The sequence below is a fragment of the Dyella choica genome (assembly GCF_003977665.1).
Lineage (GTDB): Bacteria > Pseudomonadota > Gammaproteobacteria > Xanthomonadales > Rhodanobacteraceae > Dyella_B > Dyella_B choica.
The window spans coordinates 183,457-205,286 of the sequence record NZ_RYYV01000001.1 but is presented as its reverse complement, the minus strand read 5'-3'; the positions used below and the strand labels follow the sequence as shown (position 1 = coordinate 205,286).

Here is a 21,830-nt window from a genome sequence, read left to right as displayed (position 1 = left end):
CACTGCAAGGGCCAGGCTGCTGACCGAGTAGGCTGGAATGACAATCCCGGCTTTCCGTCCGCCACCCCAATGCTGGGATTGTCATCCCAGCTACGCTTCAGAAGCTCATGAAGTAGCCGCCATTCACCGGCAGATTGGCGCCCGTGATATAGCCGGCGTCGTCGGCGGTGAGAAACACTACCGCGCGCGCAATATCGGCGGGCGTGCCCAGGCGACCTACCGGGATATCGGAAATGATCTGCTGGCGGATTTCCTGGGGTACCGCTGCCACCATCGGCGTATCGCAGTAGCCGGGCGAAACCGTGTTCACGGTAACCCCTTTGCGCGCGGTTTCGCGCGCCAGCGCCATGCTGAAGCCGTGCACGCCGGCCTTGGCGGCGGAGTAGTTGGTTTGTCCGAACTGGCCGGTCTGGCCGTTCACCGAACTGAGGTTCACGATGCGGCCGAAGCCTCGCGCAGTCATGCCTTCAACGACGTGCCGGCAGGTGTTGAAAACGCCGTCCAGGTTCACGCGCATGAGTTCATGCCAATGCTGCGGATCCATCTTGCGTAAGCTGGTATCGCGCGTAATGCCGGCAGCATTCACCAGGATGTCGACGTGGCCGATGTTATGTTCGATGTGCTCGATGAGCGAGCCGCAGGCTTTGAAGTCGCTGACATCGCAGGGCTCGAAACGGATCGCCCCCTTGGAGGCCGCGATATGCTCGCGGAAGGCTTCGATGCGGTCGCTGCGGGTGGCCAGATCGACTGCGATCACCGTGCGCCCAGTCAGGGCCAGCTGCAGGCAGACCTCGCTGCCGATACCGCCAATGCCGCCCGTGACCAGGGCGACGCGCGAGGCGGACGGTGACCGGCTCATGGCAGTTTTCCTTCAGTGCATGCCGCGCGGCAGCACGTGTTGTGCTGCAACGGGGTGGCCTGCCCGGACGACGACAATCAGGGTTTCTTGGTGCCGCCGCCGCGGCCGGCCTGACCCGGTGGGGTGGCGGCCTGCGAGGCGGATTCCAGGAAGCCCCGCTGCATGTTCTTCCACGCATCCATGTTGCGTTCCGTCAGCTCGTTGAGCAGCGACCAGGGGGTTTGCCCCATCAGGCTGTTGAGCTGGTTGCGGAACTGCTGTTGCTGGTCGAGGAACACCTGCAGGCTGCGCTCCAGGTACGGTCCCATGAATCCTTGCAGGGAATCGCCGTAGAAACGGATGATCTGACTCAGGAGCTGGGGCGACAGCATCGGCTGGCCCTTCTCCTCATGCTCGGAGATGATCTGCAGCAGCACGGAGCGGGTCAGGTCCTCGCCGCTCTTGGCGTCGCGGACTTCGAAGGTTTCGCCATCCAGCACCAGCTGACGGACTTCTTCCAGCGTGATGTAGCTGGAGATCTCCGTATCGTAGAGCCGACGGTTCGGGTACTTCTTGATAATGCGGATTGTTTGTGCCATGCACACAAACTAGCAGAAGGTATTGCGTCGCACCAGTCGGCGGCCCGCTTTTTATGCTGCGCCGGAAGGTGCAGCATGGCGCCGGATCAGTGCCCCATGGCGCCGCCACCGGTGCTGCCGAAGGGGGGGCGGGCGAACCAGAGTACGGGCAACAGCAGCACGAACAGAATCGCGCAAGCGTAGAAAATGTCGTTAACCGCCAGGGTATAGCCTTCTCGATTGACGATTTGATCGATATAAGCGATGCGTCGGCTGGCCCCCAGGCCCAACTGCGAAAGCTGCTGGAGGTATTGCGTGGCGCCTGGTTGGGCCGAATTAACGTACTCAGTCAGGCTAGCGTGGTGAGAAATGGCGCGGTGCTGCCAGAGCGTCACCATCACCGCGGTGGACACGCTGGAACCCAGGGTGCGGAAGAAATTGGAAAGTCCCGAGGCGCTGGCGATTTCCGAGGCAGGCAGGCCGGACAGGTAGATCTGGTTGAGGGGAATGAAAAAGCAGGGGATGGCCAGGCCCATGACGAAGCGCGGCACCACCAGCGTGGCAAAGGAGGCGGCGCTGTCGAAGGTGGAAAACCAGTACGAGGTGAGGGCGAACACGATGAACGCCCAGCTCACCAGTAAACGCAGATCGACCTTGTGCATGTTGCGCCCGACGATCGGCGAGAGCAGGAACGCCAGCACGCCCACCGGCGCCGCCGCCAAGCCTGCCCAGGTCGCGGTGTAGCCCAGCGTGGTCTGCAGCCACAGCGGGAACACCACGTTGATGCCGAAGAAGGCGAACATGCCCAGCGACAGGCTGATCACGCCGACCGTGAAATTGCGCTGCTTGAACAGCGAGAGGTCGATCACCGGATGTTTGGCGTGGATTTCCCACACCACCAGGAAGGTGAGGCACACCAGCGCGATCAGGCCGAGCGTGAGGATCAGTGGCGAGGCGAACCAGTCATGGTCGTTGCCATTGTCCAGCATGAACTGCAGGCAGCCCACGCCGACGACCAGCAGCACCAGACCCACCACATCGATCGGCGCCTTCACCGTCCGGGTTTCGCGCTTGTGCAGCAAGGTCCAGGTGACGATGGCGGCCAGTATGCCCACCGGCAGGTTGATGTAGAAAATCCATGGCCAGGAGAAATTGTCGGTGATCCAGCCACCCAGGATCGGACCGAAGATCGGCGCGACCACTACCGTCATCGCCCACATCGCCAGTGCAATGCCTTGTTTCTCCTTCGGGTAGCTCGATAGCAACAAGGTCAGCGAGAGCGCCACCATCGGACCGGAGCCGGCGCCCTGCATCAGGCGGCCGAAGACCAGCATCGGCATGGAGGTGGCCATGCCGCAGAACATCGAAAAGAGCACGAACAACAGCACCGAGGTGACGAAGGTGCGTACCTCGCCGAAGCGGCGCGCAATCCAGCCGGTGAGCGGCTGCATGATGGCGCTGGCCAGCGAATAGGAACTGATCGTCCAGGTGCCTTCGTTCGGGCTGACCGCGAGGCTGCCGGCGATATGCGGTACCGCCACGTTGACGATGGTCATGTCCAGCACTTCCATGAAAGTGCTGAACGCGACGGCGATGGTCAGCAAGACCAGCGGCGTGCCATGCAGCGGTTTCAGCGGTGGAGTGCTTTCAGGTGTAGCAGCCATGGATGGCCTCGCGGTCTTGCCCGGGCGTCATTCCCGCGTTCGCGGGAATGACGGCATGAAAGTGATGGAAGCGGATGCAGGCTTGAGCCTCACTCCCCAAGATTGGCGCGAATGATCTTCTCGGCCTGCGCATCGGCTTGCGCGGCTACCTGGTCGTACACCGAGGTCTGAGCGGGCGCCTGCGTAGACACGGAAGCCAACGCCGGACCTTGCTCGTTGCTGATGTCCACGGTCACGTCGGTGGAAAGGCCGATCCGTAGTGGATGCTGGTCGAGTTCACCGTTATCGAGTGCGATGCGTACCGGCACGCGCTGCACCACCTTGATCCAATTGCCAGTGGCATTCTGCGCCGGCAGCAGCGAGAACACGCTGCCGGTGCCGGCACCCAGGCCGATCACCTTGCCGTGGTATTCCACGCCACCACCGTACAGGTCCGCTGCGATCTTCACCGGTTGGCCGATGCGGATGTGACGCAACTGGTTCTCCTTGAAGTTCGCATCGATCCACAGATCATGCAGCGGCACGATGGTCATCAGCTGCTGGCCGGGCGAGATGCTGGCACCTAACTGCACGCTGCGTTGCGCCACGTAACCGCTCACGGGCGCAACGATAGTGTTGCGCTGTGCGGCGATCCAGGCTGCGCGGAAGTTGGCGCGCGCCTGCATCACGGCCGGATTGTTGGCGATGTCGGTCCCTTCCACGGTGGCTCGGGCGGATTGAGCCCGCGCCTTTGCGGCGTCCACTGCTGCTTGCGCCTGCGCCAGGCTATCGCGCATGTGCTGTACCGTCTCGGGTGATTCGGCTTGCGCTGCGACCAGCGGCAGATGGCGCTTCAGGTCGGCTGCAGCCTTGCGCAGGTCGACTTCGCGTGAGGCTACCGTGGCATCGGCTTCGTTTACCGAATCGTTTTGCTGGCGAACCTGGCGTACCGACTGCGCAAGTGCGCTGCTGGTCTGGCGCAGGCGCACATCGGCGTCCGTGGCGTCCAGTTTCACCAATACCTGTCCGGCCACGACGTGCTGCGTGTCATCGGTGAGGATGGCTACCACGGTGCCGGGTACCTGCGAAGAGAGCGCCACCTGGTTGCCGCCGACATAGGCGTTATCGGTGCTCTCGCGCGTGGAAAACACGAAGCGCCACAGCAGGAACCAGGCCAGTGCCGCGAGCAGGAAAATCGCCGCCACGATCAGCAGCGCACGCCTGCGCTTGGCGGGATCCTTCGCGGCCAGGCCGCTGTCGTTGGCGTCCTTGGAGAGGGCGGACATGGTCAGGGGGCTCCTGCGGGATTCGAAGTGGGGGAGGGGGTGGCGGCGGCCGGCGCCGTCTTGTTGTCGATATCCGATCGATAGCCGCCACCCAAGGCCCTGATCAGCGCCAAATCGGTGCTGACTGCCTGAGCGTGCAGATTGATTGCCTGATCGCGTTGTTGCAGCAATTGCGCCTGAGCGTTGAGGCTTTCGCGAGCGTCCTTGATGCCATGCGCGGCGCGTGCTTGCGCGTTGGCGAGCAAAGCTTCATGGGCTTTTACCTCGGCATCCTGCTTTTCGCGGCGTGCTGCGATCTGTTGCGCGGTCACAGCCTGCGTAGCCACGTCGCGCGCGGCATTGGTCACCGTTACGTTGTAGTCCGCAATGGCGGCATCGAGCTGCGCGCGGCTTGCACCGTAATTCGCCTTGAGCCGGCCGCCTTCAAAAATCGGCAGATGCACGGCCGGCGTGATGCCGAACACCCGGCTGCCGAGACTGAACAGGTTGCCCAGGTCGCCCTTGCTGCCGGACGTGACGCCGGCGAAATGCGGAGCGCCCTGGTCGGTGCTGGAAAGGCCCGCCATGGCGTTGATGCTGAAATCAGGCAAATAGTCTGCGCGTGCCACATCGGTCTGCTTCAGTGCCGCTTCGATCCGCCAGCGGCTGGCAGCGATGTCGGGCCGACGGGCGATCAGGTCCAGGTGCGCGCTATCAGGGATGGCGCTTTCGAGTTCGGGCAGGGCGCGAGGTTCGAGCGGCGGCAATTCGGCCGGCGACACGTTCACCAGCGCCGCCAGTACGACTTTGCGAAGCTGGATCGAGCCTTCCAGCGTGGCCTGCGTCTGCTGGGTATTGGCCAGCTGCGCGTGTGCCTGCTGCAGGGTGTCCGGCAAATCCACGCCTTGCCGCACGCGCAGTTCGGCAATGTGCTGAAGGTGCTGCTGCACGTAGACAGCCTGCTGGGTGAGTGCAAGCCGATTTTCATCGGCCAATAGCCCGAAGTAAGCATCCGTCACGGCGTTCTGGATGGTGAGTATGGCGGCGCTGCGCTCGGCTTCCGCCGCATGTGCCTGATCAAGGGAGGCCTCGATCGAAGAGCGCTTCTTGCCCCACCAGTCGAAATCGTATTCGGCCTGGATGCTCAGGTCGGCCTGGTTGTACCAGTTGAAGCCGACCAGCGAGGGCGGAATCAGTCCATGGTCGCTCATCCGCTGGCGCGTGAGCTGCCCGTTGCCCTTGACGGTAAGCCCGGCTTGCGCCGCGGCGACGTGCACCGACTGCTCCGCAGTACTCACCCGAGTGCGCGCCTGCGCCAGGTCGGGCGATTGTTTCATGACCAGAGCCATGACCTGGTCCAATTGCGGATCGTTGTACGCGCGCCACCATTCGCTGGCCGGCCAGCCGGCATGGGCGGTAGTCGGCAGTCCCGCCAGCGGCACGTCATCGCGCAAGGCGGGGTGCTGTACCTTGGATGGAATGTAGCAACCGGCAAGGCTCAGCACGGTGATCAGTGCGAGCGGACGAAGCCGCGCGAAAGGAAGCGAATCGACGTTCATGGCGGATCACCCGCTGCGTGTTCGAGTTGGCTGAGGTTGTGCGCAAGCTTGCGCAACAGGTGGTTCAAGGTGCTGCGCTCGGTGTTGCTGAAACCGTCGAAAAGAAGCTTCAGGCGCGGCAACATGCTGGGCAACATCTTCTGTACGAAGCGCTTGCCGGCCGGCGTGATTTGCATGACCACGCGGCGGCGGTCCTCCGCGCTGGGGCCGCGGGTAATCAGTCCGCGTTTGACCAGGGCATTCGAAATGCGTGTCATGTTGGTGACGCCAATGGAGGTGAACAGGCACACCTCGCCTGGCGTGGACGTGCCGCCGGGGCGCGAAAACAAGGCGATCAGCGTGCGAAATTCGCTGTCGTTGAGCTTGTGCGGACGCAGCTTGTGTTCGAGTTCCGCCTGCAGGCGTTCACTGATCAGTAGCAGGATCCGGCACAGCCCTACGTCTGCGGGTACTTCGGGGATTGCACGGCGCACACCGGCAATGCCCTCATCCATGCACTTGATTTTGTCGGTCAGAAACATTTCATCGATGCATATTTCATTGATGAAATAAATGATGCAATGCAATCCGCCGGCTTGGCAAGTGCTGGTGTCGGATCTCGTAGGCTGGGGTGGCATTCCCAACATTTCGATTGCCGGACAGAAAACTGGGATTGTCATCCGAGCCTGCGCCATGCCTTTGATCTGGCAAGGCGTGTTGGCAATCGAGCTATGCGATGGCAAACAGCCGTTTTACGTTGGCAGTGGTCGCGGCGGCGACTGCTTGGGTGGTTTCCTCGCGCAAAGCGGCGACGCACTGCAAAACTTCGGCGACTCGTGCGGGCTCGTTGCGCTCGCCGCGATGTGTCGACAGCGGCTGATCCGGTGCGTCGCTTTCCAGGAGCAGGTGCTCGATCGGCATTTTTGCGACGATCCGCCGCAAGCGTTGTGCGCGTTCGTAGGTAACGGGACCGCCGATGCCGATATGGAAGCCGAGCTTCCATAACTGCTCGGCTTGTTGCGGGCTGCCAGCGAAGCTGTGCACAACGCCGCGCAGGCCGCCGATGCGGCGCAGAGTGGCGATGATTTCGTCCAGAGCAGCACGCGCGTGCAGGATCACCGGGAGGTCGTGCTCTCGGGCGAGGGCCAGTTGCTGCCTGAAATATCCACGCTGTCCGTCCGCGTCGTAGTCGTCTGCGTAAAAATCCAGGCCTATTTCACCCACCGCAGCGGGGCGGTGGGCACTGAGCCAGGTCGACAGCGCGGCTAGGTCTTCCGGCCGATGTTGCTGCATGAACATCGGGTGCAGGCCGTAGGCCGGAAAAAGGCCGCTGCCAGGGGTGCACAACGCCCGGATGCGCGGCCAACTGGCAGCGTCGACGCCTGGGATCACTTGTAGTGCTACGCCGGCCTTCCGGGCGCGCTCGATAACTGTGTCGCGGTCGCTATTGAACGAGGCGTCGTCCAGGTGTACATGACTGTCGGCTAGGGTAAGCATGCTTGTCATGATGCGTGATCTCGAGCCTGTTCCGATAGCTGCAAATCGGTCTAGCCGTCATTCAGCGTGTCGGCGCTTCAATGGTTCACATCAAGGCTCGCCGGGCGGCGTGCTTGCGCCTATCAACATACATGGGAGGTTGTCGTGAAAAGCAAGTCGTTCAAATTTGGTGTGCTGGCGGCGGTACTGGTCGCCGCCGCGGCCCTGTCCGGCTGCCAGACGCAGCCGACCACCTACCAGACGAGCTATGGCTACCAGGGCTGCCAGAACTGCGGCGTGGTGCAACAGGTGCAGCAAATCTACATCCAGCAGCAGGGCAGCAATAACAGCGGCCTGGGCACAGTGATCGGCGCGGTGGCGGGCGGTTTGCTGGGCAGTACCGTGGGCCACGGGCGCGGTAATACCGCAGCCATCGTGGGCGGGGCGGTCCTTGGTGGTGTGGTTGGCAACAAGGTCGGGCAGGCCAACAGTCAGCCTGCCGGCACCACGCCGGCATGGCAGATCGTGGTGCGCATGGACAACGGCCAGTACGCCACGGTGACCCAGGTTGCCAGTCCGGGTGTCCGCCCCGGCGATTACGTAGTGATCAGTAACAATCAGGTCTATCCGCGCTGATCGCTGTATTCAAATGGACGTCTGGACGTCCGAACGAAAAAGGCCCTCTTTCGAGGGCTTTTTTTATGCCTTTGCGCGTATCAGTTGATCGAATAGAACTTGTGGTCGCCGATGGTGACGGCGTGCTGATTGCGCGACCATGCCGGCGCCACCGCAGCAGTGGCAAAGTGATCGGCATGTGGCACGAAGAAGCGGCGTTCGTCGACGGGAAGGCCCCAGTTCTCGATCGACTTGCCGGCGATGTCCCACGCTTTCTGGAACGCCACCAGATTGTCGACTTCCTGACCGGGGGAGGTGGTCGAGAGCGCGAACTGATGCGGCGCCTTGACCACTTCGCATACTGTGCCGCCCCATTGGCCGCGTTCGCGCCGGCGCATGGCGACTTCCGCCACCGCCATTTGGCCTACCGTCGACTGGCTGCGTGCTTCCAGGTAGACGGTGGTCGCCAGACAGGTCTGGTCTGCGAGCGGTTGGGGCAGCACGGACATCAGCCACAACAACATGGAAAGTTTCATATCTGCCTCCAGTTTGCTGTACGTGTCGGCGCTCATGCGCGCCGTAACGCCATTGCGGTGGACGGGCGGGCAGGCCGTTCCACCTGGATCTATCGCTTGCGTTGAAACTCGTAGCGCAAGCGTGGTTGGCCGCAAAAAATCGCGGCGGAATCGATCAGCATGTCCGATGCCGATCGGGAAAGCTCTTGGCTATGACGCTGCGTGCATAAGGCACCTTCAGTGCAGCGTGTTCGCGCATACGGCGAGTTGTACACCGGCGATCTTTTGGCCGGGTCGCGCCGATCCGGACCCCTCCGGTTCGTCGCGTGTATCGGCACCCTGTGGGCAGGTGGGTACCGCAAAAAGTTTGGCGGAATCTAGTGGGGTGCGCTCATCTTTGCAAGTGCCCGGTCGGCGCAGTTCACATTTCGCTCACTATCCTGACATGCTGCAAATGATGTAAACGTCAAGCCGGCCAAGTGTTTAGCAGCTGTACGTCAACACCTTCGGCACTGGTTATTTTTTCATCGTGCTGTCCGAATTGACTGGACGCTTCATCGGTGATGACAGCTAGTGCTTCGATTTGTTCCGCATGCGTGATGACATCGAGCATGCGTACGAACTCACGATTCTCGCGTTGCAGCAACGAGCCCTCTGCAACGTGCCTCGACAATGCAACATGATGCAGATGTCGTTTGTTGCCGCCGCGATAGTGCAGGCGCGCAACGATTTCCTGGCCGGGATAACAGCCTTTGTCGATGGCAACGGCGCCCAGGCGATGCAGCGACAATGCAGGTGGAACAAGTTCGTTCAAAGCATTGTCCGGAAGCCATGCCCAGCCTTCGCGCAGTTGTTGCAGCCGCCAAGCATCGTCACTGCTCACGTTGTCGCCGAACAACATGGCATGCGTTCCGCATCCAAGCCGAATGACATCGTCTTGCATGTCGACTTCATGCAATGGCGTGGCAGCAGCTCCTGCAAGCGAACCTTTCGTCACGGACAGTTTGATGCGCGAACGGAACACGAAGCGGCGCAAGTTCTCCATGAAGCTCGTTGCATCGCCGCCACGCAAGATCACCAGCAAGCGCTCGTCGCCGAGTCGTACAAGATGAAACAGATTGCGCACGCGCCCTTGTGCGTCGAGCCAACTGCTGAATTGCCAGCGCCGGTCCGCCAGTGCCGTGACCTGGCTGGCGAACTGGCTGTGGGCGAACGCGATAGCGTCCGGACCTTCCATGAAGACGGCTTGGGCGGTATGAAGTATCGGCATGCGCGCTGGAGTGGGGGCGGTCGGGGCCGGGTGCAAGTGGCGCACGCGCCGCCCTTGCCTGCAACGTCCGGCGCCCCGGCGTCAACTGGTTGTGCCGCTATGCGGCAAGTATTACGCTTTTGGCGATACGAACATGCCCGACACGTCCTCCAAACCCGCAACGCCTAACCAGCCCGCCAGGCAAGAGCGGGTAGCAACGCCCGTTTCGCTCGTGCCGGGCAAGGAACCCAACGAGCGGCCGGCGCCGGATCCCACGCGCTACGGCGATTGGGAAAAGAACGGGCGCTGCATCGACTTCTGATCCGTCGCGCCATTCGCGTCACGGGCTTTGGCGGTGGCGCGTGGTACAGGTGAGCGGAGAACCGGTGGCGGTGCGCGGGCATCAGCGATTCCACCCCAGGATAGCCGCCATGGCACAGACGCAACGACCGCTTTCACCCCATCTACAGATATATAAGTGGCAAGTGCAGATGGTGACCTCCATTCTGCATCGCGCCACCGGCATTGCCTTGTCCGTGGGCACCCTGATCGTGGTGTGGGGGCTGATCGCCCTGGCCGCCGGCGAAGATGCGTTCCATCAGTTCAGGATCTGCATGGGTAGCCCGATCGGCATGGTCCTGATGATCGGTTGGACCTGGTCCCTGTTCTATCACCTGTGCAATGGCATCCGCCATCTGGTGCAGGACGCCGGTGCGGGCTATGCCATCGCCCAGTTCGTGCGTTCGAGCTGGCTGACGGTGATCGGCAGCGTCCTGCTGACCTTGATCGTCTGGGGCTATGTGCTGTCTGCCGGAGGTGCCGCATGAGCACGAATGCGAAAGATCTGCGGCATCCGCTGAAGCGTGCGCGCGGCCTGGGTTCGGCCCAGTTCGGCGTGGCGCACTGGTGGACCCAGCGCACCACGGCGGCCGCCCTGGTCCTGCTGGGACTGTGGTTCGTGATCCTGGTGCTCGGCCTGCTGCACGGTGACTATGCGACGGCCCGGACGGCAGTGGCCAAGCCGTGGAACGCGGTGCTGCTGATCGCATTCCTGGTCAGCATGTTCTGGCACGCGGTGCTCGGCCTGCAGGTGGTGGTTGAGGACTACGTGCACACCCGCTGGAAGGAAATCACCCTTCTGGTGTTCATCAAGTTTGTCGCCGTGCTGTGCGTGCTGGGCGGCACGCTGGCTGTGCTGCGCATCGCACTGGGAGCCTGAGCCCGATGGAAGCCTACAAAATTCAGCAGCACAAATACGACGTGGTGGTGGTGGGTGCCGGCGGTGCCGGCCTGCGCGCCACGTTCGGCCTGGCCGAGAAAGGCCTGAAGGCCGCCTGCATCACCAAGGTGTTTCCGACCCGTTCGCATACGGTGGCCGCGCAGGGCGGCATCGCCGCCGCACTCGGCAACATGGGCGAGGACGACTGGCGTTTCCACTTCTACGACACCATCAAGGGGTCGGACTGGCTCGGCGACCAGGACGCGATCGAATACATGTGCCGCGAGGCCATCCCGTCGATCCTGGAGCTGGAACACTACGGTGTGCCGTTTTCGCGCACCGACGACGGCCGCATCTACCAGCGTCCGTTCGGTGGCATGACCACGCACTACGGCAAGGGCACCGCACAGCGCACTTGCGCCGCCGCAGACCGTACCGGCCATGCGATCCTGCATACGCTGTACCAGCAGGCGCTGGCGCATGACGCCACCTTCTTCATCGAATACTTCGCGACCGACCTGATCTTCGACGATGAAGGCGTGTGCCGCGGCGTGCTGGCGCTCGATATGAACGAGGGTACGCTGCATTTCTTCCGCGGCCAGGCCGTGGTGCTCGCCACCGGCGGCTATGGCCGCGCGTACTTCAGCGCCACCTCCGCGCATACTTGCACCGGCGACGGCGGCGGTATGGTGCTGCGCGCTGGCCTGGCGCTACAGGACATGGAATTCGTGCAATTCCACCCCACCGGCATCTATGGTGCCGGCTGCCTGATCACCGAAGGCGTGCGTGGCGAAGGCGGCTATCTGACCAACTCCAAGGGCGAGCGTTTCATGGAGCGCTATGCGCCGAGCGCGAAGGACCTGGCTTCGCGTGACGTGGTCAGCCGCGCGATGACGATGGAAATCCGCGAAGGCCGCGGCGTGGGCGAACACAAGGATCACGTGCACCTGAACCTGATGCATCTGGGGCCGGAGGTGATCCACGAACGCCTGCCGGGCATCTCCGAATCCGCGCGCATCTTCGCCGGCGTGGACGTCACCAAGGAGCCGATTCCGGTGCTGCCTACGGTGCACTACAACATGGGCGGCATCCCCACCAACTACCACGGCGAAGTCGTGCAGAAGAAGGGCGACGACGTGGATGCGGTGGTGCCGGGCCTGTTCGCGATCGGCGAAGCCGCGTGCGTGTCGGTGCACGGCGCCAATCGCCTCGGCTCCAACTCGCTGCTCGACCTGGTGGTGTTCGGCCGCGCCGTGTCGCATCGCTGCGCCGAGATCATCAAGCCGGGCGCCGCGCACAAGGATCTGCCGGCCAGCGTGCTCGACCAGGCACTGGCCCGCTTCGATGGCTTGCGCAACGCCAACGGCGGCACACCCACGGCGAAGATCCGGGCGAACATGCAGCGCACCATGCAGGAAGACGCTGCGGTGTTCCGTACCGGCGAAACGCTCAAGGCCGGCTCGAAGAAGATCTCCGAGGTGCACGATTCGTTCAAGGACGTGCGCGTCAGCGATCGTTCGATGGTGTGGAACTCCGACCTGATCGAAACGCTGGAGCTGTCCAACCTGCTGGGCCAGGCGGTGGCGACCATGCATTCGGCCGAACAGCGCCAGGAAAGCCGTGGCGCGCACGCCCGCGAGGATTTCCCGGAGCGCGACGACCACACCTGGATGAAGCACACCTTGGTGAAAGTCGACGAAGCAGGCCAAACCAGCTTCGATTTCCGTCCGGTGCACATGTACACCTTGACCGGCGAGGTCGAGGTGGTGCCGCCGAAGAAGCGCGTTTACTAAATACCGACTGGAGAGGCAATCGTGGCCGAGTTCACGCTACCGAAGAATTCCAAGATCCAGCCGGGCAAGCATTATCCGGCCAAGGACGCGAAGAAACCGCGTACGTTCCGCATCTATCGCTGGTCGCCGGACGATGGCCAGAACCCGCGCGTCGATACCTACGAGGTCGACCTGGCCGCGTGCGGCCCGATGGTTCTGGATGCGCTGCTGAAGATCAAGAACGAGATCGATCCCACCCTCACGCTGCGCCGCTCCTGCCGCGAAGGCATCTGCGGTTCTTGCGCGATGAACATCGACGGCACCAATACGCTGGCCTGCACCAGGTCCATCGAGGAGTGCGCGGCGGGCGACGTGAAGATCTATCCGCTGCCGCACATGCCGGTGGTGAAGGATTTGGTGCCCGATCTCACCCATTTCTACGCCCAGTTCGCCTCGATCCGTCCGTGGTTGCGCACGCAAAGCGCAACGCCTGACCGCGAACGTTTGCAGTCGCCGGAAGACCGCAAGAAGCTCGACGGCTTGTACGAGTGCATCCTGTGCGCGTGCTGCTCGACCAGTTGCCCGAGCTACTGGTGGAACGGTGACCGTTACCTGGGGCCGGCGATCCTGCTGCAGGCCTACCGCTGGATCGTCGACTCGCGCGACGAGGACACCGGCGCGCGCCTGGACGATCTGGAAGATCCGTTCAAGCTGTACCGCTGCCACACCATCATGAACTGCGCACGCACATGTCCGAAGGGCTTGAATCCGGCGAAGGCGATTGCGGAGATCAAGAAGCTGCTGGTGGCGCGGCGGTCGGCTTGATCGGCTTTTCTGTGCGGGGTTTAGGTCTAGCGTCATGGCGGGCCTTACGTTGCCGTCATTCCCGCGCAAGCGGGAATCCATCTTCGTCTTTTGCATAAGAGCAACATGGATTCCCGCTTGCGCGGGAATGACGGCCTTGAGGCGTATGGATTGCTCGACAGGTTGGATAGATGAACGAAGCTCGCATCAAACGCCTGCACTGGCGCACCCGACGCGGCACGCGCGAACTGGATGCACTGTTCGGCGGCTGGCTGGATACCTCGTTTCCTGCGGCTGGCGCAGCCTTGCAACAGGCCTTCGACGAACTGCTCGACGTGCAGGACCCGGACCTATGGGATTGGGTGATGGGCCACGCCAAGGCGCCGCGCGCCGATTGGCAGGCGATCATCGATGACATCCGCGCCCGCCATCGGCTTTGAATACCGGCCTTCGCGCTGGGTCCCGCGGCTGTTTGCCGGGGTCACCTGTCTGGCGATGGTGGCCGTGGCGGTATCGGGTTTGCCGTCAGCCCTGCGCATCGTGCTGGTACTGGTCTGCGTGGGGAGCTGCATAAATGCCATTCGCCGCCTGCATGTACCGATCCTTGCGGTGGGCTGGGCCGGCCCAAGCGGCTGGACCTTGCGCGGACTGGATGGCGGGGATGACGCAGCCGAACTGGTGTCGTTCCGGGTCATTGGACAGCTGGTATTGCTTCGCCTGACCAGCCGCCGCTACGGCAAGCTGACGTTGTGGCTGATGTCCGACAATGCAGATCCGGACACCCGCCGGCGCTTGCGCATGCGCCTCGCCGTCGTGCGAGCGGACGCGCGAGAGCTGGCCTAGCGGTTGCCGCCATGCCCGGCTTCGGGCACTCTGCGCGCGCGGCGCGGTCTGATGGATTCCTACATACCCGCCGCCCATACCCCACAAGCGAAGCCTCCATGTTCCGACCGCTCGAGCTTTTCATCGGCCTGCGCTACGTCCGTGCCAAGCGGCGCAACCAGTTCATTTCCTTCATTTCCACCGTGTCCATCGTTTGCATCACCATCAGCGTGATGGCGCTGATCACGGTGATGTCGGTGATGAACGGCTTCGACTACCAGCTTCGTTCACGCATCCTGGGCGCGATTTCGGATGCCACGGTTTCGGGGCTGGCAGGCGAATCGGTGCAGAACTGGCAGTACGCCTTACAGCAGGTAAAGGCCAATCCGCATGTAAGGGGGGCGGCGCCCTATGTGGAGATCCAATCCTTCCTGCAGGCGCAACGCTCCAGCGGCGCGATGGTGCGCGGCATTGACGCTGTCCGGGAGCCAAACGTTTCTGACATCAATCAGCACATGATCGCCGGCTCGTTCGATTCGCTCACCGCGGACAGCTGGAACATCGTGCTCGGCAAGGATCTTGCCTTGCAGCTGGGCGTGAACGTGGGCGACAAGGTCACCATGGTGGTGCCCGAGTTGCGCGCTACACCCCTGGGCGCGGTGCCACGCATCCGCGGCTTCCGCGTCAGCGGCATTTTCGAAATGGGCATGGAGGAATTCGATTCCGGCCTGGGCTTGATCAACCTCGGCGATGCCGAAAAGCTCAAAAGCATCGACGGTCCTACCGGCATCCGCCTGAAGCTGGACGACCTGTACAACGCCGGCCCGGTAGCCCACCAGTTGGCCGATACGCTTGGACAGGTTTACACGGTAACGACCTGGATGGACAGTCACGCCAATTTCTTCACCGCCATCGCGATGGAGAAGCATGTGATGTTCATCATCCTCTCGCTGATCATCCTGGTGGCGGTGATCAACCTGATCTCGATGCTGATGATGCTGGTGACCGACAAGCAGGCCGACATCGCCATCCTGCGGACGCTGGGTTCGACACCGCGCAGCATCATGAGCATGTTCATGGTGCAGGGCGTGCTGGTGGGCTTCGTGGGGATCGGGTTCGGCGTGGGGCTCGGTTCGCTGCTGTCGTGGCGACTGCCCGGCATCGTGAAAGTCATCGAACACGTCACCGGCGTGACCTTCCTATCGCCGGATGTCTATTACATCAGCGAGGTGCCCAGCAGGCTTGATTGGCACGACGTGGCCGGGGTATCGCTGGTGACCTTCCTGTTCTCCCTGCTTGCCACGCTTTATCCCGCATGGCGCGCCTCGCGCACGCAACCGGCCCAGGCATTGCGCTATGAGTAAGTCCGTGAACGCTACCAACGATATCGTGCTGCGCGCCAGCCACGTCGCCAAGACCTACGAGGAAGGCGACTTGCACACCAAGGTGCTGATCGACGTCAACTTTGCCCTTAAACGCGGCGAAACGCTGGCGATTGTCGGCGCCTCCGGCTCCGGCAAAAGCACCCTGCTGCACATCATCGGCGGCCTGGACACTCTCACCAGCGGCGAGGTGGAGGTGGAAGGCCGGGTGCTTTCCAAGCTTTCCGACGCCGAGCGTGGCCGAGTACGCAATCGCTCAATGGGTTTCATCTACCAGTTTCATCATCTGCTGCCGGAGTTCACCGCGCTGGAAAACGTGTGCATGCCCTTGCTGATTCGCGGCGTGGGTATTCCTGAGGCGCAGAAACAAGCCAGGGCCTTGCTGGAACGGGTAGGACTGGGGCAGCGTCTGGAGCACAAGCCGGCGGAGCTTTCCGGCGGCGAGCGCCAGCGTTGCGCGGTGGCGCGCGCGCTGGTGACGCGTCCTTCCTGCGTGCTAGGGGACGAGCCTACGGGTAACCTGGACGAAGACAACGCCGCGCACGTGTACGAGTTGATGCTGGAGCTCAATCGCGAGATCGGCACCAGCTTCATCTTGGTGACGCACGACAGCCATCTGGCTGGGCGGATGGACCGCACGCTGGAATTGCACAACGGCGAATTGCGCGAGAAGGCTTAGGGATGCTCTGACCTATTCACAGGTTTGGCCGTGATGCGTTGATATTGTTTCATGGCAATCCGTCATGCCGGCGAAGGCCGGCGCGACCGGCAAGATGGAATACGATCACCGAGGCCATGCCGATAGCGCCACCCAGCAGCACGTGCGTAATGCGCTCAAGTGCGTCTACCGTCGATCGGGTTGCCAGAAAGACCGTGAGTGCGACGAACAGGCAGCGGAAGAAATAGGCGACCGGATATCGTTGGAAAGCCATCAGGGTGAGAAACGTGACCAGCAACGCGACCACTACGCTGATGCGTGAAGCCGGGACGACAAATTGCCCTAGAGCGATCCCCAGCGGCACACCGGCAATGACGCCAACGGTACGCTGGCGTAGCTTTGTGCGGGCCGTATCCACCGTACCGGTGACAACACTAGCTACACCCCAGATCGCCCACTGTCCGTAATGCAACGGAACATATTCGACCAATGCCGCCGCCAGTCCTACGCCGGTCACCATGGCGGCCATCGTTTCGCCGTACGGCGCTTTCGGCCCAAAATCGTCCAAGCGTGAAAACCAGCGCAGGCTACTCGTGTCGATGGATGCCCGGCGATGCTCCAGGGCCGCGACGGCCAGGCTGGGTGCCAAGGCCGTGAGCAAGCAGGGCAGGGACGTCAGGGCTTGACGGAATGGGCCTTCGGCCGAAGCCGTGCTGCCAAGCTCGCTGGCCAGAATGAGCATCGGCACGAAAGTCCAGGTTCCCAGCGACCTGAACTTTTTGCCTTCCGCCGTGATCCGGATGAAGCCCGCGGCCAACAGCATGCACGCCGCAATAAAAAGCATCGGCATCGCCTGCGCAAACAGGAGCAGGTAGATGCCGGCGATCACGGTCACGCCATGTAGCAGCACGCCCAACGGAACAAGCGCGAGCCGCTCCCGGGCGATGAGCGTCGAAATCGTGAGCAGCGAAACCTCGGCCCAGATCGGATCGGCGGTGCTGATCGAAAGCACGCCAAAGGGCAGCAGCGCCAGCAGCGCTTTGACCAACCCCCTGCCCTTGATTTCCCCGGCAAGACGGGCGAGCAGGGGATGTGCCTTCGTCGGCATCAGAGGCTTTCCAAGTCGTCGACGCTGATGATCTGCGCGATCGACGACATCATTTTCATGGACGCCTGATGTTCGCTCTCGTCACCCGCGGCACACGCGTCTTCGACAATGCAGACATCGTAGTCCCGGTCATGCGCATCACGTGCTGTCGATTGCACCGCCCACGAGCTGCTGACGCCGGCGATGATGAGCCGCCGTACACCATTGGCGCGTAGGATCGCCTCGAGCGGAGTGGCGTAGAAGGCGCTCACGCGCGGTTTTACGATCACAAGATGATCGCCGGTGACCTTGAGGTCCGGATGAAACTCGGTCCCTGGCTCGCCCAGTTTCAGGGCGCCCAACTGCCCGGCACGCCCGAACATGGGCGAATGCTTGGGCTGGTCGAGATAGTGCTTGGCGAAGCCTACTTTCACCAGCACCCGCAGCCATCCTTTGCTTTCGGCAATGGCCAGAGCCCGGTTCACCTGGGTGATGATGTTCCGTTGCTGCGCATGAGGGGCCGAGCGCGCGATTTTGCCTTCGGGGTGCACAATGTCGATGATGTAGTCGATCGCAATGAATGCCGTGCTCATGTCTGCCTCCTTTCGCTCGTTTTGAGTGGATGATGGGATCACGCGCGGGCGATGCGATCGAGCAGCGCTCCGGCTTCGGCGAGCAGTTGCTGCTCCGCTCGAGTCAGGCAGGCCTGGATGGTCGCCGCAAGCCATTGGTCGCGACGCACTCGGTCCTGATGCAGAACCGCGCGACCATGGCGCGTCAGGCTCACGCGTATCTTGCGGCGGTCCTCGGTGTCGGCGACGCGCCGGATGAGATCGCTTTCTTCCATGCTGCGAAGCAAGCTGGCCAAGTTGGACGAACGCACCCGTTCCGCTGCCGCAAGTGCCGAGGGCGTGGCCTGGTCGGCCAGGCGATCGATGGCGCCGAGCACGGTGAGCTGGGCGAGCGGGATCGAACCGCTCTGCGTTTCGCTGCGCAGGCGGCGCACCACGCTCATGATCTGGTTGCGTAGATGGGTTGCGTCAACGGGGGCGTCGTGTTTCATATAGCTATATTAATATAGCTATGTATACATAGTAAAATGGTCTGCGTGGGGTTTTGTCCGACTTTGCTGCGCGCCGGCTGCTTACAAGCCCGGATTTTCGCTTGCGTTAACTTCTTCGCATGGCAGGCGAGCAGGTACAAGCAACCCGACCATGGCCCGGCGCAGTCAATATGGCGCTAACGCTGTTGGCCGGGATCGCGGTGGTGCAATGGCTTCCCGCCCTGCCACCTGAATGGGTGATGGGTGTGTTGGTGGTGTGCGCAACAATTCTCGCCTGGCGCCTGCCGCGCTTCCGTCGGCTTGCCCCATTGCTGTTCGGTTTCGCATGGGCAACCTGGCGTGGTGGTTCGGCCATGGATGCGCGTCTGCCACGAGCCTGGGAGGGGCAGGATTTCCAAGTCATCGGACATGTCGTTGATCTGGCGCAAGTCAAAGCCGGTGCCACCAGCGTGCTGTTGGAGATCGAGCGAGCCAGCCTTGCTGGGCGAGCCGTATCTTGGCAAGGGCGAGCACGTATCAGTTGGTACAGCAAGCCATCCGCGGAGCCGGAACCCTGTTCACGATGGCAATTGAGGTTGCGCTTGCGCAGACCGCGTGGAGTGGTCAATCCAGGCGGCACCGACAGTGAACGCAGTGCACTTGCGCGCGGTATCGCGGCCGTAGGTTATGTCCGCGAAGACCCGCGCAACCAGCGCCTGGGCGTGGCGACATGGTGCCTGGATCGCCTGCGAGGATCGCTTGCCGATGGCATCCAGGCGCGTGTGCACGATCCTCATGATGCCGCTTTATTGCGTTCCTTTACGGTAGGCGACACGCGTGGCCTGGAACAACAGGACTGGATTGTCGCGCGCGCCAACGGTATTTCACATCTGCTCGCCATTTCCGGCTTTCATGTGGGCGTGGCGGCCCTGTTCGGGCTGTGGTTGTGTCATGCCCTCTACTGGTTATGGCCTTCGCTGGCGCTGCGATACCCCCGTATGCAGGCACAAGCGCTGTCTGCACTGGCCTTGGCCAGTGCGTACGGTGCGTTGGCTGGGTTGGGCATGTCGACAGTGCGTACCATGCTGATGATCGGCTCCTTCGCCTTGGCCCGCTGCAGCCGGCGCGCGAAGGGTTCGTCACACGCGCTGGCGACCGCACTGATGGCAATCCTGCTGATGAATCCTACGGCTGTGCTGGAGGCAGGCTTCTGGCTGTCGTTCGTCGGCGTTGCGTTCCTGATCCTCTGCATGGATGCGAAAGGACGCGGCCTGCGTGGGTTTCTGTGCGAGCTGACGTTGGGACAGTTGGTGATGACGGTTTCCTTGCTGCCGCTGACGATGTGGTTTTTCGGTGAAGCGTCGTTGGTTGGGGCATTGTCGAATCTGGTCGCGGTGCCTTTCGTGAGTTTCGTGATCGTGCCGTGCGCTTTGTTCGGCACGCTGTTGCTCATCGTCTGGCCACCGCTGGCGTCACCGGTGCTGCGAGTGGCCGAATGGTTGACGCATGCGCAATGGTGGTTGCTCGAACAGGCTGCGCCATGGCCCGGCGCGCATTGGTATTTGCCGACGGTGACACCCTGGGCATTGGTATTGGCCATGCTGGGCGCGGTGTGGTTGTTTGCGCCGCGTGGAGTGCCTTTGCGAATGCTTGGCGTATTTCTGTTTCTGCCACTGCTGTGGCCGGTACGCCGGCTGCCGGCCGAAGGCGGGTTCCAGGCGTGGACGCTGGACGTGGGACAGGGGCTCGCGATGATTGTGCGCACACGCCATCACACCCTGGTTTACGACGCAGGTCCCCGCTTTCCCTCGGAATACGATTCGGGAGCGGCCGTCGTCGTGCCTTCCCTATATGCCCTGGGTATGGATCGGCTGGATGTGCTGATGATCAGTCATGGCGACAACGACCATGCCGGCGGCGCGGCGGCCGTAGCAGCAGCGTTTCCAATGGCGCGCCGCTTCTCCGGCGAACCGGCCCGATCGCGAGTGCCGATGGAGCTATGTCAGGCTGGGCAGCAATGGGAGTGGGACGAGGTTCGTTTTCGCGTACTGAGTCCCGTGGCGAGGGTGCCGAAGGCGCCGGCCAACGATGACTCATGCGTGCTGCTGGTCGAAGGCCGTGCAGGACGACTGCTGCTCACCGGCGATATTGCGGCGTCCACCGAGCGGCGCATCGCCGATTCGCTGCGGCCGGGGCCCGGGCTTGTGCTGCAGGTTCCGCATCATGGCAGCAAGAGTTCCTCCAGTGCCGGTTTCATTGCCGCCACCGGGCCTGAACTTGCTGTGGTCTCCTCCGGCTGGCGCAATCGTTTTGGCCACCCGCATCCGGCAGTCATGCAGCGCTATGCAGCAGCGGGCGTGCCGGTATTCAATACGGCGGTGGACGGTGCCGTTCAGATTGACTTTCCGGCGGCGACGCCGGCTTATGTGGCCGCGCGTTGGCGGAGGATGGAACGACGCTACTGGCGGGAATGATCGGGCAGGTTGCGACCTAGGCTGGATGCCAGTCCCAGTACTCCGCGGCCTCCCGGATGCTGGGATTGCCATCCCAGCCTAGGTGCCGGCGACGGGAGTGATTGGCCGCACGGTACGTTTCGGAGACGCTGCTATGATGGCGCCTTGCGCAGGCGGCAGGGCCGGGAGTTTTGCTGTGGGTGATTTGGGTCAGATTCTGATGGCGGGCGGCTGGGCGATGGCGCCCATCCTGATCTGTTCGGCGGTAGCGTTGGCCATCGTGCTGGAGCGGTCGTGGACCTTGCGGCGCAGCTATGTGCTGCCGCCCGGACTGGCGCAGGAGGTGCGCGAATGGGCGCGTTCCGACCAGCTCGATCCGGCCCACCTGGAAAAGCTTGCGACCGGCTCGCCCTTGGGCGAATTGCTGGCCGCCGCACTGGCGGTGCGCAACCACTCGCGCGAGCTGATCAAGGAGCGGATCGAGGATACCGGCCGTCACGTGGTGCATCGCATGGAGCGTTATCTGAACACGCTCGGCACCATCGCCCTGATCGGCCCGCTGCTTGGCCTGTTCGGTACCGTGATCGGCCTGATCCGCATGTTCATGCAGGTGATGGTGGGCGGCATGGCCGATCCGACCAAGATGGCCGGTGGTATCGGCGAGGCGCTGATCTGCACCGCCGCCGGCTTGACCGTGGCGATTCCCGCCTACGTGCTGCACCGTTATTTCCGGTCCAAGGTGGCCGGCTACGTGGTGGACATGGAAAAGCAGGCCACGCTGCTGCTTGACGACCTCACGCTTTCCTCGCAGGCCGCGATCCCGCGTGCGCGGCGCGCATCGATGGCTGCGGGCGACAAGGCCTCGGTCTGAGCC

At 62.7% G+C, this 21,830-nt stretch carries 24 protein-coding genes; 12 read left to right on the top strand and 12 right to left on the bottom strand.

The features are described from left to right. Window positions 1–97: 97 nt before the first annotated feature. From phbB to EKH80_RS01005, 7 genes are all read right to left on the bottom strand, one after another. Complete coding sequence (phbB, locus tag EKH80_RS01035; protein ID WP_126682865.1) at window positions 98–859, bottom strand: acetoacetyl-CoA reductase; 762 nt, start codon at window positions 857–859, stop codon at window positions 98–100. Window positions 860–936: 77 nt separating this feature from the next. Continuing rightward, on the bottom strand, window positions 937–1,437 hold the full coding sequence (gene phaR, locus EKH80_RS01030; protein WP_126682864.1) for a polyhydroxyalkanoate synthesis repressor PhaR: 501 nt from the start codon (window positions 1,435–1,437) through the stop codon (window positions 937–939). An 86-nt stretch (window positions 1,438–1,523) separates the two neighbouring features. After that, window positions 1,524–3,080 carry a DHA2 family efflux MFS transporter permease subunit gene (locus tag EKH80_RS01025; RefSeq protein WP_126682863.1) on the bottom strand — a complete coding sequence of 519 codons (1,557 nt, stop codon included), beginning with the start codon at window positions 3,078–3,080 and terminating at the stop codon, window positions 1,524–1,526. 89 nt (window positions 3,081–3,169) lie between these two features. Continuing rightward, a complete protein-coding gene (locus EKH80_RS01020; protein WP_126682862.1) occupies window positions 3,170–4,345 on the bottom strand; it encodes an HlyD/EmrA/EmrK family protein in 1,176 nt (391 codons plus the stop codon). A gap of 2 nt (window positions 4,346–4,347) precedes the next feature. Beyond that, a complete protein-coding gene (locus tag EKH80_RS01015) occupies window positions 4,348–5,883 on the bottom strand; it encodes an efflux transporter outer membrane subunit (protein WP_126682861.1) in 1,536 nt (511 codons plus the stop codon). Further along, window positions 5,880–6,404 carry a MarR family winged helix-turn-helix transcriptional regulator gene (locus EKH80_RS01010; protein WP_230473348.1) on the bottom strand — a complete coding sequence of 175 codons (525 nt, stop codon included), beginning with the start codon at window positions 6,402–6,404 and terminating at the stop codon, window positions 5,880–5,882. The genes EKH80_RS01015 and EKH80_RS01010 overlap by 4 nt, the downstream gene beginning before the upstream one ends. A 187-nt stretch (window positions 6,405–6,591) precedes the next feature. Next, the gene (locus EKH80_RS01005; protein ID WP_126682860.1) at window positions 6,592–7,359 is read right to left on the bottom strand and encodes a TatD family hydrolase; all 768 of its coding nucleotides are present in this window, start codon (window positions 7,357–7,359) and stop codon (window positions 6,592–6,594) included. Between the two features lie 144 nt (window positions 7,360–7,503). Between EKH80_RS01005 and EKH80_RS01000 the strand changes: the two genes are divergently transcribed. After that, window positions 7,504–7,974 (top strand): outer membrane lipoprotein, encoded by a 471-nt coding sequence (locus tag EKH80_RS01000; RefSeq protein ID WP_126682859.1) that lies wholly within the window; start codon window positions 7,504–7,506, stop codon window positions 7,972–7,974. Between the two features lie 80 nt (window positions 7,975–8,054). Here EKH80_RS01000 and EKH80_RS00995 read toward each other — a convergent pair whose 3' ends face one another. Then, window positions 8,055–8,489 carry a cell wall hydrolase gene (locus tag EKH80_RS00995; RefSeq protein WP_230473347.1) on the bottom strand — a complete coding sequence of 145 codons (435 nt, stop codon included), beginning with the start codon at window positions 8,487–8,489 and terminating at the stop codon, window positions 8,055–8,057. 445 nt (window positions 8,490–8,934) lie between these two features. Then, complete coding sequence (gene ygfZ, locus EKH80_RS00990) at window positions 8,935–9,738, bottom strand: CAF17-like 4Fe-4S cluster assembly/insertion protein YgfZ (protein ID WP_126682858.1); 804 nt, start codon at window positions 9,736–9,738, stop codon at window positions 8,935–8,937. Between the two features lie 133 nt (window positions 9,739–9,871). On the opposite strand from ygfZ, the gene EKH80_RS00985 reads away from it, so the two are divergent. The 9 genes from EKH80_RS00985 to lolD all read left to right on the top strand — a co-directional run bounded on the left by EKH80_RS00985 (window position 9,872) and on the right by lolD (window position 16,395). Beyond that, complete coding sequence (locus EKH80_RS00985) at window positions 9,872–10,039, top strand: DUF1674 domain-containing protein (RefSeq protein ID WP_126682857.1); 168 nt, start codon at window positions 9,872–9,874, stop codon at window positions 10,037–10,039. 109 nt (window positions 10,040–10,148) lie between these two features. Continuing rightward, entirely contained in the window at window positions 10,149–10,544 is a 396-nt protein-coding gene (gene sdhC / locus EKH80_RS00980) for a succinate dehydrogenase, cytochrome b556 subunit (RefSeq protein WP_126682856.1), read from the top strand. After that, window positions 10,541–10,936, top strand: a complete 396-nt coding sequence (gene sdhD, locus EKH80_RS00975; protein WP_126682855.1) for a succinate dehydrogenase, hydrophobic membrane anchor protein — start codon at window positions 10,541–10,543, stop codon at window positions 10,934–10,936. The genes sdhC and sdhD overlap by 4 nt, the downstream gene beginning before the upstream one ends. 5 nt (window positions 10,937–10,941) lie before the next feature. Continuing rightward, window positions 10,942–12,729, top strand: a complete 1,788-nt coding sequence (gene sdhA, locus EKH80_RS00970) for a succinate dehydrogenase flavoprotein subunit (RefSeq protein ID WP_126682854.1) — start codon at window positions 10,942–10,944, stop codon at window positions 12,727–12,729. Between the two features lie 21 nt (window positions 12,730–12,750). Further along, window positions 12,751–13,533, top strand: coding sequence for a succinate dehydrogenase iron-sulfur subunit (locus EKH80_RS00965; protein WP_126682853.1), 783 nt, complete (start codon window positions 12,751–12,753; stop codon window positions 13,531–13,533). 170 nt (window positions 13,534–13,703) lie between these two features. Beyond that, window positions 13,704–13,952, top strand: a complete 249-nt coding sequence (locus tag EKH80_RS00960) for an FAD assembly factor SdhE (RefSeq protein WP_126682852.1) — start codon at window positions 13,704–13,706, stop codon at window positions 13,950–13,952. Beyond that, complete coding sequence (locus EKH80_RS00955; RefSeq protein ID WP_126682851.1) at window positions 13,924–14,355, top strand: YgfX family protein; 432 nt, start codon at window positions 13,924–13,926, stop codon at window positions 14,353–14,355. Before EKH80_RS00960 ends, EKH80_RS00955 begins: the two co-directional genes overlap by 29 nt. 98 nt (window positions 14,356–14,453) lie before the next feature. Continuing rightward, window positions 14,454–15,698, top strand: a complete 1,245-nt coding sequence (locus tag EKH80_RS00950; RefSeq protein ID WP_126682850.1) for a lipoprotein-releasing ABC transporter permease subunit — start codon at window positions 14,454–14,456, stop codon at window positions 15,696–15,698. A 4-nt stretch (window positions 15,699–15,702) separates the two neighbouring features. After that, window positions 15,703–16,395: a lipoprotein-releasing ABC transporter ATP-binding protein LolD gene (lolD, locus tag EKH80_RS00945; protein ID WP_425481123.1), complete on the top strand. Its 693-nt coding sequence runs from the start codon at window positions 15,703–15,705 to the stop codon at window positions 16,393–16,395. A 49-nt stretch (window positions 16,396–16,444) separates the two neighbouring features. Here the strand turns inward: lolD and EKH80_RS00940 are convergent, their stop codons facing one another. The 3 genes from EKH80_RS00940 to EKH80_RS00930 are packed head-to-tail and all read right to left on the bottom strand — an operon-like array spanning window position 16,445 to window position 18,524. Beyond that, the gene (locus EKH80_RS00940) at window positions 16,445–17,482 is read right to left on the bottom strand and encodes an FUSC family protein (protein ID WP_126682848.1); all 1,038 of its coding nucleotides are present in this window, start codon (window positions 17,480–17,482) and stop codon (window positions 16,445–16,447) included. Continuing rightward, window positions 17,482–18,054, bottom strand: a complete 573-nt coding sequence (locus EKH80_RS00935) for a cysteine hydrolase family protein (protein ID WP_126682847.1) — start codon at window positions 18,052–18,054, stop codon at window positions 17,482–17,484. Before EKH80_RS00935 ends, EKH80_RS00940 begins: the two co-directional genes overlap by 1 nt. Window positions 18,055–18,092: 38 nt before the next feature. Continuing rightward, entirely contained in the window at window positions 18,093–18,524 is a 432-nt protein-coding gene (locus EKH80_RS00930) for a MarR family winged helix-turn-helix transcriptional regulator (RefSeq protein ID WP_126682846.1), read from the bottom strand. A gap of 170 nt (window positions 18,525–18,694) precedes the next feature. Here EKH80_RS00930 and EKH80_RS00925 point away from each other — a divergent pair, with 170 nt between their 5' ends. Continuing rightward, window positions 18,695–20,977 (top strand): DNA internalization-related competence protein ComEC/Rec2, encoded by a 2,283-nt coding sequence (locus EKH80_RS00925; RefSeq protein ID WP_230473346.1) that lies wholly within the window; start codon window positions 18,695–18,697, stop codon window positions 20,975–20,977. Window positions 20,978–21,176: 199 nt separating this feature from the next. Then, window positions 21,177–21,827 (top strand): MotA/TolQ/ExbB proton channel family protein, encoded by a 651-nt coding sequence (locus tag EKH80_RS00920; RefSeq protein WP_126683188.1) that lies wholly within the window; start codon window positions 21,177–21,179, stop codon window positions 21,825–21,827. Window positions 21,828–21,830 lie beyond the last annotated feature (3 nt).

Coding starts and splice junctions, on each gene's coding strand:
- phbB (WP_126682865.1), bottom strand. CDS start 859: ATGAGCCGGTCACCGTCCGCCTCGCGCGTCGCCCTGGTCACGGGCGGC.
- phaR (WP_126682864.1), bottom strand. CDS start 1,437: ATGGCACAAACAATCCGCATTATCAAGAAGTACCCGAACCGTCGGCTC.
- EKH80_RS01025 (WP_126682863.1), bottom strand. CDS start 3,080: ATGGCTGCTACACCTGAAAGCACTCCACCGCTGAAACCGCTGCATGGC.
- EKH80_RS01020 (WP_126682862.1), bottom strand. CDS start 4,345: ATGTCCGCCCTCTCCAAGGACGCCAACGACAGCGGCCTGGCCGCGAAG.
- EKH80_RS01015 (WP_126682861.1), bottom strand. CDS start 5,883: ATGAACGTCGATTCGCTTCCTTTCGCGCGGCTTCGTCCGCTCGCACTG.
- EKH80_RS01010 (WP_230473348.1), bottom strand. CDS start 6,404: ATGTTTCTGACCGACAAAATCAAGTGCATGGATGAGGGCATTGCCGGT.
- EKH80_RS01005 (WP_126682860.1), bottom strand. CDS start 7,359: ATGCTTACCCTAGCCGACAGTCATGTACACCTGGACGACGCCTCGTTC.
- EKH80_RS00995 (WP_230473347.1), bottom strand. CDS start 8,489: ATGAAACTTTCCATGTTGTTGTGGCTGATGTCCGTGCTGCCCCAACCG.
- ygfZ (WP_126682858.1), bottom strand. CDS start 9,738: ATGCCGATACTTCATACCGCCCAAGCCGTCTTCATGGAAGGTCCGGAC.
- EKH80_RS00985 (WP_126682857.1), top strand. CDS start 9,872: ATGCCCGACACGTCCTCCAAACCCGCAACGCCTAACCAGCCCGCCAGG.
- sdhC (WP_126682856.1), top strand. CDS start 10,149: ATGGCACAGACGCAACGACCGCTTTCACCCCATCTACAGATATATAAG.
- sdhD (WP_126682855.1), top strand. CDS start 10,541: ATGAGCACGAATGCGAAAGATCTGCGGCATCCGCTGAAGCGTGCGCGC.
- sdhA (WP_126682854.1), top strand. CDS start 10,942: ATGGAAGCCTACAAAATTCAGCAGCACAAATACGACGTGGTGGTGGTG.
- EKH80_RS00960 (WP_126682852.1), top strand. CDS start 13,704: ATGAACGAAGCTCGCATCAAACGCCTGCACTGGCGCACCCGACGCGGC.
- EKH80_RS00955 (WP_126682851.1), top strand. CDS start 13,924: ATGACATCCGCGCCCGCCATCGGCTTTGAATACCGGCCTTCGCGCTGG.
- EKH80_RS00950 (WP_126682850.1), top strand. CDS start 14,454: ATGTTCCGACCGCTCGAGCTTTTCATCGGCCTGCGCTACGTCCGTGCC.
- EKH80_RS00940 (WP_126682848.1), bottom strand. CDS start 17,482: ATGCCGACGAAGGCACATCCCCTGCTCGCCCGTCTTGCCGGGGAAATC.
- EKH80_RS00935 (WP_126682847.1), bottom strand. CDS start 18,054: ATGAGCACGGCATTCATTGCGATCGACTACATCATCGACATTGTGCAC.
- EKH80_RS00930 (WP_126682846.1), bottom strand. CDS start 18,524: ATGAAACACGACGCCCCCGTTGACGCAACCCATCTACGCAACCAGATC.
- EKH80_RS00925 (WP_230473346.1), top strand. CDS start 18,695: ATGGCGCTAACGCTGTTGGCCGGGATCGCGGTGGTGCAATGGCTTCCC.
- EKH80_RS00920 (WP_126683188.1), top strand. CDS start 21,177: ATGGCGGGCGGCTGGGCGATGGCGCCCATCCTGATCTGTTCGGCGGTA.